General features: G+C 49.3%; 10 protein-coding genes. All 10 read left to right on the top strand.

Annotation, left to right across the window (positions count from 1 at the left end):
• Positions 1–587: 587 nt before the first annotated feature.
• The 10 genes from ABEW34_RS31385 (at position 588) to ABEW34_RS31340 (ending at position 10751) form a co-directional block, all read left to right on the top strand.
• On the top strand, positions 588–941 hold the full coding sequence (locus ABEW34_RS31385; RefSeq protein WP_430165639.1) for a DUF2294 domain-containing protein: 354 nt from the start codon (positions 588–590) through the stop codon (positions 939–941).
• 310 nt (positions 942–1251) lie between these two features.
• The gene (locus ABEW34_RS31380; RefSeq protein ID WP_430165636.1) at positions 1252–2346 is read left to right on the top strand and encodes an ABC transporter substrate-binding protein; all 1095 of its coding nucleotides are present in this window, start codon (positions 1252–1254) and stop codon (positions 2344–2346) included.
• A 122-nt stretch (positions 2347–2468) separates the two neighbouring features.
• Positions 2469–3410, top strand: coding sequence for a nucleoside hydrolase (locus ABEW34_RS31375; protein ID WP_430165633.1), 942 nt, complete (start codon positions 2469–2471; stop codon positions 3408–3410).
• A 44-nt stretch (positions 3411–3454) separates the two neighbouring features.
• Positions 3455–4276: an ABC transporter permease gene (locus ABEW34_RS31370; RefSeq protein WP_430165630.1), complete on the top strand. Its 822-nt coding sequence runs from the start codon at positions 3455–3457 to the stop codon at positions 4274–4276.
• Between the two features lie 4 nt (positions 4277–4280).
• Positions 4281–5069: an ABC transporter permease gene (locus ABEW34_RS31365; RefSeq protein ID WP_430165627.1), complete on the top strand. Its 789-nt coding sequence runs from the start codon at positions 4281–4283 to the stop codon at positions 5067–5069.
• 15 nt (positions 5070–5084) lie between these two features.
• Complete coding sequence (locus ABEW34_RS31360) at positions 5085–6140, top strand: ABC transporter ATP-binding protein (protein WP_430165624.1); 1056 nt, start codon at positions 5085–5087, stop codon at positions 6138–6140.
• Between the two features lie 18 nt (positions 6141–6158).
• Positions 6159–7889 (top strand): adenine deaminase C-terminal domain-containing protein, encoded by a 1731-nt coding sequence (locus tag ABEW34_RS31355; protein WP_430165621.1) that lies wholly within the window; start codon positions 6159–6161, stop codon positions 7887–7889.
• A 223-nt stretch (positions 7890–8112) separates the two neighbouring features.
• Complete coding sequence (locus ABEW34_RS31350) at positions 8113–8790, top strand: GntR family transcriptional regulator (protein ID WP_430165618.1); 678 nt, start codon at positions 8113–8115, stop codon at positions 8788–8790.
• 18 nt (positions 8791–8808) lie between these two features.
• Positions 8809–9891 (top strand): mannonate dehydratase, encoded by a 1083-nt coding sequence (gene uxuA, locus ABEW34_RS31345; protein ID WP_430165615.1) that lies wholly within the window; start codon positions 8809–8811, stop codon positions 9889–9891.
• The gene (locus ABEW34_RS31340; protein ID WP_430165612.1) at positions 9888–10751 is read left to right on the top strand and encodes an SDR family oxidoreductase; all 864 of its coding nucleotides are present in this window, start codon (positions 9888–9890) and stop codon (positions 10749–10751) included. Before uxuA ends, ABEW34_RS31340 begins: the two co-directional genes overlap by 4 nt.
• The last annotated feature ends 135 nt before the right edge of the window (positions 10752–10886 follow it).

The following is a 10886-nucleotide window of genomic DNA, read 5'->3' as shown; positions in this document are numbered from 1 at the left end:
TGACTTGCTCATTACTTTTTTTGTATCGCTTTACATTAACCGAAGTTAATGTGGCAGTTTCACTCGTTGTTCAGTTTTCAAAGAACAATTTCTCTTGCTTGCGTTTCGTTCGTGTCTGCCGTATGTCTCAGCGGCGACTCATATAATATATCACGGGTGCCTAGAGGATTGCAAGTGTTTTTTTAAAAAAATTATTCACTTTTTCATTTTTTTAAAAAACAGCATTCAAAATATCCCCTCTAATACCTCACTATAATGAAGCAATTATTTTAATCTCCCTAAAATTGATTATAGTTTACGGCAAAAAACTTAAATTAACCAAGCTCTTGCCTGCTTTCTTGCCCTCATGCAGCATCCCCATTTCTTTTTCAAACACTAAAGCTGCTCATACATCCGGAACTAGGGCATCAATGTTCGGGTATTCGACTACTCTTTCTAAACATTGCATATTAAAGGCTATTCCCCTCTCTATCAGGCTGGAAAAATCCGAACAATAAAGTGACTTGCGCACTTCCGCATTATTATGTATTATTTAGTTGTAGCAATCATCATGTTAGAAATTCTAACGCCATAGTAAAGGTGACGATATGCTTCAAATAGACTCAAATGAATTCAAGAAGAAGCTCAGCCATATTTATAACGATGTATCCAAAGAATTGTTCGGGTTTGGCACAACCTTGCTCAGAACAGCCGTTGATAGCGGCACGATTACGTTATATGCACGGCATCGACGTTCCCCCCGCTCCACCATTTTAGAGGGCGAGGCTCCTAATTTGAAATACGAAGTCGATTTTTATATGTCTTCTATTTATAAGAAGAAGCTGAAGGAACGGCTGGAGAATGATTTACAGCTTCATATCGAAGTGCTGCTTCGGGATTATGATCCGGCAACGCAGTGGGCTGTTACTAACATTATTTTAATTACTGAAGCCGTAAGCTGACGCGACCCCTTCCTTTTGATTTATCTTAAGGGCTGGCCGCAAGTGTTACGAACATGGATACCGCCAGACTTTGTTTACAGAGGAAGGCGCTCCGGTTAGAGATTTTTCTATCCGGCGCGTCTTCCTTTTTTTTATAAAATTTTAGTGCTAGCAAGCAGCGGCAATCATCTTTGTTTATTAAATTAAGGAGGCGATAGCAGCAAACACGCCATAGCAGGAATAATATCCAGCTGCATACGCAACACTAGATTTGGAATTTTGGCTATTTTTCTCAACAAACAACAAATTGATAACTTTGGGGGACGATGAAATGAACAAAGGTTGGGCAAAAGGATTATTTGCATTTTCGCTGGCAGCAATGGTATTGGCAGGCTGTGGCAGCACTGGAGGCAACAATACGGCGGCAAGCCCTGATACTTCAGCAGCAGCAAATACAGGAAGCACAGCAGCCAAAAAGCTAGTTGTTTCCACGTGGGGCTTCTCGGAAGATTTTTTCAAAAAAGAAGTATATGCCCCTTTCGAGAAGGAGCACAATGTTGAGATTGTCGTAGAAATCGGCAACAATGCGGAGCGATTGAACAAGGTACTTCAAGGCAGCTCAAATGTAGATGTTATTTATTTGTCCGATTATTATGCGCAGCAAGGTATCGAAGCAAATGCGTTCGAAACGATCGATCGCAGCAAAATCCCTAATCTTGAGCAGGTATACGATATTGCTAAAGCGCCAAATGGCGAGCAATACGGGCCAGCCTATACGGTAGGCCGCTTCGGCATCGCTTACGATCCTGCGGCTATCGGCACGGATATTGCCTCGTGGAGCGACCTTTGGAAGCCCGAGCTGAATGGCAAACTGATTCTTCCTAATATAACGGCGACAAGCGGGCCAATGGTTGTGGATGCGGCATCTGTCGTTGGCGGCGGAGATACTTTTAATGAGGACTCCGCTTTCACTAAATTAGCAGAGCTCAATGGGAGCGTCGTAAAATATTACGGTCAAACCTCCGAGTTCATTAATATGTTCACCCAAGGCGAAGCAGCCGCTGGGCCTATTATGGAAATGTACATTAAAGATTTGAAAACAGCTGTTCCGACCGTGAAATTCGTTGCTCCATCTGAAGGAGCCTATGCCGTTATCAATACGATGAACGTAGTCAAAGGCAGCGCGAACAAGGAACTGGCTGAGGAATTCATCAACTGGCAGCTTAGCCAAGAGGTGCAGGAGAAGTCAGCCAAAGCGAAAATTGATTCTCCGGTCAACACCAATGTGAAGCTTAATGCTGATGAAGCGGAAGGCATCACATACGGAGCCGATGTTGTAGAAAAGCTTCGCAAGCTCGATATGGCGTTCGTCAATCAAAATCTCAAAGGCTGGATTGACCGTTTCAACCGGGAAGTAGCACGCTAAACGAAGGCACTTACCCTATTAATCTCTCTTAAAAAGAGCAAGGAGCGGCCGCTTCTTTTCTGGTGGCCTCCTGCTCTTTTTTATCACAAGGCCGAAGAACCTTCGAAAGGAGCACTTCCTTCATGAAAAAAATAATACTGGACGTCGATACTGGCATCGACGACGCTTTAGGCATTCTGCTCGCGCTGCGCTGCGGCGAAGTTGAACTGCTCGGCATTTCCACAGTAAATGGCAACGTATCCGTAGATACTGCGACAGCTAATACGTGCAAGATTTTAGATTTGGCGAAAAATCATACCGTGCCCGTCATCCACGGAGCCAACGCGCCGCTTATGCGCAAGCCCGTATTCGAGCATCGCGTGCATGGACAAGACGGACTCGGCGGTGCGCTCAAAGAGGTCGTCCCCTCCACTGAACGAATACGCAAAGACAGCTTCGGTCCTGACTTCCTCATTGAGCAGGTGCAGAAGTATCCTGGCGAAATTACGCTTGTAGCGACTGGCCCCTTGACCAATGTGGCACTTGCTATAAGCAAATACCCGGCAATGATACATGAGCTGAAGGAGCTTGTCGTCATGGGCGGAGTCGTCCGCGGCTTCGGCAATGTGACACCGACGGCAGAATACAATATATTCGTCGATCCGGAGGCGGCAAAGCTTGTGCTTGGAGCAGGCTTTCCAAAGCTGCGCCTGGTTGGCCTTGATGTAACGCGGCGTGCTCTGCTGACGAAAGAGCATATCCGCTCCATGGGCGATAGTCCGCTCGCCGAATATGTCGCTGCAAGCACAGCCGATTATATGCTGCGCTATTACGAGCGCAACGGTGTTCAGGCATGCGCCATGCATGATCCCTTGGCCGTTGCCGCAGCAATTTGGCCTGAGTTTCTTACGTCGGAGCGCTACTATGTCGATGTCGAGACGAAAAGCGAGCTATGCGATGGGCAAACGGTATGCGATTTTCAAAACCGCCTGCAGCGCGAGCCGAACGTCGATGTTTGCCTGGAAGTAGACGCGGAGCTGTTTCTGGCGCGCTTCATCAGCGCTCTAAGCCAGACTGCACAATAAAAAGCTCAATCCTGCGGTAATGATAATGACAGGAGAATCGACGAATGAAAAAACGATATTTATATATGCTGCTCTTGCCCGGCTTGCTGTTTCTGGCGCTATTTATGATTTTCCCGCTTGTGGCTACCGTAGGGTCCACCCTGTTTCAAGACGGCCAATTTACGTTCATCCATTATACGCAGTTTCTAACGGATGCTTATTTTCTTGAAATTTTAGGCACGACCCTGCTCGTCAGCTTTATGACGACTATCATTTGCGTAGTGGTCGGCTTCCCCGTTGCCTACTACATTTCAAAGCTTCCGCCGCGCGGCAAAAGCATTTTGCTGGCGTTGGCTATTTTTCCATTGCTGACAAGCTCGGTAGTACGTTCCTTTAGCTGGATGATCGTGCTTGGCAAAAACGGGCTTATCAACAATGCATTAATGGGCATCGGCCTCATTCATGAGCCGCTTAGTATTTTGTATACGCCAACTGCCATGATTATAGGTCTGGTTCATTTGTTTCTGCCCTTGATTCTGATTACTCTGGTCGGCGTAATGGAGAACATCAATCATGATTTGGTAGAAGCGGCGCAAAGCCTTGGCGCATCCCGCTTTTCTGCCTTCCGTAAAATCGTCGTGCCATTAAGCATACCTGGCCTTATTATCGGCAGCATCTTGGTATTTGTCGGCAGCTTGACCGCCTATACAACGCCCGCCCTGCTAGGCGGCAAACAGCGTGTCATCTCGACCTTTTTGTATCAGAACGCCATTACGCTGAATGATTGGAATGCGGCGTCAGCAATTGCGACGATGATGATGATCATTACTTTCGTCGTAATCGCGATCATGAATAAGGCTGCGGCCAAATTTAATCCGAAGGGGTAGAACGATGCAAAGCAAAAGCTATGGACTTACACTGTTCACGTTTCTTGTCTATTTGTTTCTGCTCGGGCCGCTCATTCTGATTGCGATTGCGTCCTTCGAGCCAAGCACCGTGCTGAAATTTCCGCTGACGGGCTTTTCCCTCAAGTGGTACAAAAATGTATTTGAAGTCGGGCTCTTCATGAGCACCTTCAAAACCTCCGTCATCGTTTCCCTTCTCGGCAATTTATTGGCGCTGCTGCTCGGGGTTCCGGCGGCTTACGCCTTAAGCAGAGGAACGTTTCGGGGCCAAAATACACTGAATGCGGTTTTACTTTCGCCTTTGCTCATACCCGGCATTGTACTTGGTTTTACTTTGCTCAAGTTCATCATTATATCGCTGCATATTCCGATTTACGCCGCGCTGCTGATCGGGCACACCATCATTATGCTGCCGTTCATCATCCGCGTCATCGGCTCAAGCCTAAGCAACTTTGATTTTGCTATAGAGGAAGCATCGCTTAACCTCGGCTCCAGCAGGCTCGCTACCTTTTTCAAGGTCGTACTGCCTAATATCCGCTCCGGCATCATTGCCGCGGTGCTGATCGCCTTTCTGGAATCGTTCAACAACGTCGATATTTCCATCTTCATGTCTGGTCCGGGAATCAGTACGCTTCCGATTCAGATGCTGACGTATGTGCAAAATTATTTTGATCCGACCATTGCTGCCCTGTCTGTCATGCTGATGATTTTCACAGCATTTATTATGTTTCTGATCGAGAGACTGCTTGGGCTATCCTATTTCACTAAACGATAAAGAGGGGTTGACGTTGTGGCCTTACTACAGCTGGATAACATATCGGTCGCTTATGACCAGCAATATATTTTGAAGGATTTCAACCTGTCTCTGGAAAAAGGACAGCTGCTTTCCCTGCTTGGGCCAAGCGGCTGCGGCAAAACGACGACGCTGCGCCTAATCGCCGGTTTTCTGGATGCCAAGGACGGCTCCTTCCGTTTTGAAGGCAAAGATTATACGCGGACGCCGATTAATAAACGCAACTTTGGGCTCGTTTTTCAAAGCTATGCCTTATTCCCGCATTTATCCGTGTACGAAAATGTCGCTTTCGGGCTTCGCATTCGCAAAGTGAAAGATGGAGAAATTCGAAAACGCGTCATGAGGATGCTGGAAATCGTCAGCCTGCATGGCTTCGAGGACCGCTTCCCTGCCGCTCTGTCCGGTGGACAAAAGCAGCGTGTCGCCATTGCTCGCGCACTCGTAATTGAACCGGACCTGCTCTTGTTCGATGAGCCGCTTAGCAATTTGGACGCTAACTTACGGGTTAATATGCGGGTGGAAATCCGCCGCATTCAACACGAGCTTGGTATAACGACGGTATACGTCTCGCATGACCAAGAGGAATGCTTCTCGATTTCGGATAAAGTTGCTGTGATGAATAAAGGCATTATTGAACAGCTTGATCATCCCTCGGTTATTTTCAAATATCCGAAAACCGAATTTGTTGGCCGTTTTATCGGCTTTAACAATTTTATTGCCTTTACAGAGCGGCAAGAGGATGGCGATGCCGTGCTGCTGACAACAAATGGGCTGCCCTTCCGCGCGAAGAAGGTTCAAGGCATGTCTGCCGGAATGAAGGGCGCTATCCGCCCCGATGACTTGCTGGCAGGAGCATTGGACGAAATTAGCGAGGGGCCGAACGTGCTGGACGGAACTGTGAAGGTAAGCACTTATTTGGGCCGCAGCTACCAATACATTGTCGAAACCGCGCTGGGAGAATTTACGGTGAACAAGGAAATGCTCAGTCCCTTTGAAAATGGGCAGCGCATCCGCCTGCTTGTTCCGCCAGAAAAGCTGGTTTTAGTTGATTAATCATACGGAGGAACGACCATGCAAGCTGATCTCTTAATACGAAACGCAACCATCTATAATAGCTATTTCAAAAAATGGATCCAAGGCGACGCAGCGGTTCGGGACGGCAAGTTCGTCTATGTCGGCCCGGATGGCGCGGATGCTTTTCAGGCGGATGCCATTTTGGAGGCCGCAGGGCTGTACATGCTGCCCGGCCTCATTGATATTCATCTGCATATTGAAAGCACAATGGTGACGCCGCAGTCCTTTTCAGATGGGCTGATTCGCAATGGCGTGACAACGATTGTGCCGGAGCCGCATGAAATGGCCAATGTGTTCGGTCCTGAAGGCGTCAGAGAAATGATTCGCGCCAGCGAGCACTGTATCGCCGACATGCTGTACGCCATCCCAAGCTCGGTTCCTGCAACCGCGCTGGAAACGACGGGCGGGTCCGTCGAGATCGAAGATATCGATGAGCTGCTGCGCACCGAGGATATTCGCTGTCTTGGAGAAATCATGAATTATACCGATATTATTACGGATACAGAGGGCCAGTCCAAAACGAATCGGATTTTGAAGCATATTCGCCAGGAGCATCCTGATCTTGTCATTGAAGGGCATGTGCCTAAGCTGCTGGGACTCGATCTTCAGCGCGTCATTCATGCCGGTGTTGATTCTGATCATACCCATCAAACGGTCGAAGGAATGGAGGCACGCATTGCGGCCGGCATGTTTATTGAGATTCAGGAAAAATCAATGACCGCGAGCGTTATGGACTATTTAATCAAAAATGACGTCTCTGAGCATTTCTGCTTTATTACCGACGACGTCATGGCTGATTCCTTTCAGGAAACCGGACATTTGAACCATATCGTCCGCAAAGCAATTGCGATGGGCATGGCGCCTGAACGCGCGATTTATGCCGCTACGCTGTCGCCCGCCAAGCGGATGCGCATGTACGACCGCGGCACGATTGCCCCCGGCAAAATCGCCGATTTTGTCCTTGTTGCAGATGAGCGTCTGGTGGACATCCAGCAAGTGTACAAGAGCGGCGTGCTCGCCTATTCGGAAGCTGCGCAGCAAGCATCTACAAAGGAGCGGCAGCCTAAGGGTTCCTATCGTTTCCCCGCAAGCTATTACGAGAGCGTAAAGCTTGCAGAGCTGACCGAAGCTGATTTCACCGTTGCTGTGGATGCCAAGGACGGGCTTCATACTTGCCGAGTAATGACCGTTCAGGACGGCTCCACCTTCACGAAGGAAAGCTTCGCTGAAGCACAGGTGCTTGCTGGCGAACTCCACTGGGAAACGAGCGGCTGCGGCCTAATCGCTACCTTCGAGCGTTACGGAAAATCAGGAAGCAAAGCATTTGGCTTAATTAGCGGTGATACCATTACACGCGGTGCAATTGCTACGACCTATTCGCACGATAATCACAATTTGCTAATCGTGGGACATAGCGTTGCTGACATGCTGCTTGCCGCTAATACGGTTATTAAGCAGCAAGGCGGATTTTGCGTAGTCGATAATGGGCAAGTGCTCGCTAATATGCATTTGCCTGTCGGAGGTATTTTGACCGAAGCACCGCTTGAAGAAGCGGGCCCAGCTGTCAAGCAGCTGCGTGAAGCGATGCAGTCAATCGGTTATCGCCACTACAATCCGATTATGTCGATTGCTACCCACTCCCTGCCGGTCAGCCCTTTTCTGAAAATAACAGACTATGGCCTCATTGATGTCAATACAGGCAAGGTCGTTTCTTTAATCGTCAGCTAAAGGCTCATAAGCAGACACTATAGCAAAGCAACAGGCCTCGTTCAGCGTTCATCTGCTGGGACAAGGCTTGTTTTGCGTTAAGCAGGCGGATGTTTGGGGTGGCCGAAGGAAATCTTTTTCACCAAATATGTTTCCGCTTCCAAACTACCATACAAGTATGGTAGTATAGTGAAAACGTAACTTTTAACCCAAGAAATGAGCCTATTTACCGAGGAGGTGAACGATGGATTTTACGATAAAGCCCACTGCCGTATCGACGCGGGATGCGATTTATTGGACGCTGAAGGAGCAGATTTTGAGCCTGGAGCTGCCGCCCGGCACAAGCATTTCGGAGAAGGAAATTTCCCTAAAGCTTGGCGTCAGCCGCACCCCCGTTCGGGAAAGCTTCGTTCGGCTGGCGCAGGAGGGGTTGCTGGAAATTTTTCCGCAGCGCGGCACTGATGTGTCGCTCATTGATTTGGAGCTGGTCGAGGAAGCACGCTTCATGCGCGAGCAGCTGGAGACAGCGGTTATTCGCCTCGCCTGTATCAGCTTCCCTGCGCAGCGCCTAACGGCGATGCGTCACAATCTCGCCTTGCAGCGGGCTTGCGTAGAAAGCCAGGACTACAAAACGATGTTTGAGCTGGACGAGGCTTTTCACCGCACGCTGTTTGAGGGCTGCCGCAAAAGCAACACTTGGGCAGTCATCCAGCAAATCAACGTCCATCTCAACCGCAGCCGCATGCTTCGTCTTGCTGCCGATCACCACTGGGAGCATTTGTACGAGCAGCATTTGCAGATGGCACAGGCAATTGAAAGCAGCGATACCCAGCTTGCCGAACGGCTGATGAAAGAGCATTTGAACTTGACGATTGCCGATCAGGCGCTATTGAAAGAGAAGTTCCCTACCTACTTCAAATAATCGGAGGCGAGACGCAATATGAAAATGGTATTTCGTTGGTTTGGCGAAGGCAATGACACCGTCAGCCTTGACCAAATCAGACAAATTCCCGGCACGGAGGGCATCGTCTGGGCGCTGCATGACGTTCCAGCTGGCGATGAATGGCCGATGGACAAAATAATGAAGATTAAAGAAGCAGCGGACAAAGCCGGACTGCACATTAAAGTTGTTGAAAGCGTCAATGTTCATGAGGATATTAAGCTCGGCCTGCCTAGCCGCGATTTGTACATCGACAACTATAAGAAGACAATTGCCAAGCTTGCGCAGGTCGGCGTCAAAGTCATTTGCTACAACTTCATGCCGATTTTCGATTGGCTGCGTACCGATCTCCATAAGGAGATGGAAGACGGCTCGACGGCACTTTTTTATGAAAAAGCGATGATTGATAATGTCGATCCCTTCGATCTCGTTAAACGCATCAACGAAAATTCCAAGCTGACGATGCCGGGCTGGGAGCCAGAGCGGCTGCAATATTTGACCAAGCTGTTCGAAGCCTATCAGGGAGTTACGCAAGAGCATCTATGGGCAAATGCGAAATATTTCCTCGATGAAATTATTCCGTTTGCTGCTGAGCATGACATTAGAATGGCCATTCACCCGGATGATCCGCCTTGGCCGATTTTTGGCCTGCCGCGCATTATTACAGGGCAAGATAATATTCGCCGTTACCTTCAGCTGCACGACAGCCCTTATAATGGTCTCACTTTATGCAGCGGCTCGCTGGGCGCCAACCCGGAAAATGATATCGTGTCGATGATTCACGAGTTTGCAGATCGTATTCCGTTCACGCATATTCGCAATGTGCGCGTCTATGAGAATGGCGATTTCATTGAATCGTCGCACCGCACACAAGATGGCACGGTCGATATCGCCGGTGTTGTTAAGGCCTACCATGAGGAACAATACGAAGGCTACTGCCGTCCAGATCACGGCCGCCACATTTGGGGCGAGGAGTGCCGTCCGGGCTACGGCTTGTATGACCGTGCACTCGGCATTATGTACCTTTGGGGTTTATGGGATGCGTATCAGAAAGCTGCCGCGGAAGGAGCTGCTGCGAAGTGAGCGAAACGATAAATTTGCCGAAGCATACCTCTATCGAGGGCAAAGTCGTCGTCATTACAGGCGGCGCAGGCGTATTATGCCGCGCCATGGCGCTTGAGCTCGGACGACAAGGAGCGAAAATTGCCGTGCTTAACCGCACATTGGAAAAAGGCGAGCAGGTTGCGGCAGATATTAAAGCCGCAGGTGGACAAGCTGTTGCGGTTGCATGCGATGTCACCAACCAGCAAAGCGTTGCGGCTGCGGCGGAAACGGTGCTTGCCCAGCTTGGCCCGTGCGATTTGCTCATTAATGGCGCGGGCGGCAATCACCCGAGCGCCAATACGACGAACGAGACGTTCCAGCCGGAGGATTTGGACAATCCCGACGTTACCTCCTTCTTCGACTTGAAGGTGGACGGCTTTCGCAATGTGCTTGATTTAAACTTTGTCGGCAGCCTGATTCCGACTCAGGCTTTTTCCAAGCAGATGCTTGGCAGGGCTGGCACAGCCGTTATTAATATTTCGTCGATGAGCGCACCGTCGCCAATGACGAAGGTTCCGGCCTACAGCGCTGCCAAAGCTGCCATTAACAATTTCACGCAGTGGCTCGCTGTCCATTTAGCTGATGCTGGCATTCGCGTAAATGCAATTGCTCCCGGCTTCTTCTTGACCCAGCAAAACGAACGGCTGCTGCTGAATGAAGATGGCTCCCATACGGCGCGGGCAGGAAAAATCATCGCCCACACGCCGATGCGCCGCTTCGGATCGCCGCAGGATCTGCTCGGCACGCTGCTCTGGCTCGCGGATGAGCAAATGTCCGGCTTCGTCACCGGTATTGTCGTTCCGGTCGATGGCGGCTTTATGGCCTATTCCGGCGTCTAGTTTATTTCCTTGGCGACCGTGATCATCCGTATACGCTCCATGAATAAGCAGCGCCCCTTTATGGATTGAGAAGGGGCGCTGCTTATTTTAAAAATGATTTAGAAATTTTTATGGCTTTAGGGCGTGTCTGAAAAC

The sequence above is a fragment of the Paenibacillus algorifonticola genome (genome assembly GCF_050481745.1).
Lineage (GTDB): Bacteria > Bacillota > Bacilli > Paenibacillales > Paenibacillaceae > Pristimantibacillus > Pristimantibacillus algorifonticola_A.
The sequence above is the reverse complement of the archived record's forward strand: the minus strand, read 5'-3'. Positions and strand labels throughout refer to the sequence as shown.

Excerpts from the sequence above, each read along its gene's own strand:
- ABEW34_RS31370 (WP_430165630.1), top strand. The coding sequence starts at position 3,455 with ATGAAAAAACGATATTTATATATGCTGCTCTTGCCCGGCTTGCTGTTT.
- uxuA (WP_430165615.1), top strand. The coding sequence starts at position 8,809 with ATGAAAATGGTATTTCGTTGGTTTGGCGAAGGCAATGACACCGTCAGC.
- ABEW34_RS31380 (WP_430165636.1), top strand. The coding sequence starts at position 1,252 with ATGAACAAAGGTTGGGCAAAAGGATTATTTGCATTTTCGCTGGCAGCA.
- ABEW34_RS31350 (WP_430165618.1), top strand. The coding sequence starts at position 8,113 with ATGGATTTTACGATAAAGCCCACTGCCGTATCGACGCGGGATGCGATT.
- ABEW34_RS31355 (WP_430165621.1), top strand. The coding sequence starts at position 6,159 with ATGCAAGCTGATCTCTTAATACGAAACGCAACCATCTATAATAGCTAT.
- ABEW34_RS31385 (WP_430165639.1), top strand. The coding sequence starts at position 588 with ATGCTTCAAATAGACTCAAATGAATTCAAGAAGAAGCTCAGCCATATT.
- ABEW34_RS31375 (WP_430165633.1), top strand. The coding sequence starts at position 2,469 with ATGAAAAAAATAATACTGGACGTCGATACTGGCATCGACGACGCTTTA.
- ABEW34_RS31365 (WP_430165627.1), top strand. The coding sequence starts at position 4,281 with ATGCAAAGCAAAAGCTATGGACTTACACTGTTCACGTTTCTTGTCTAT.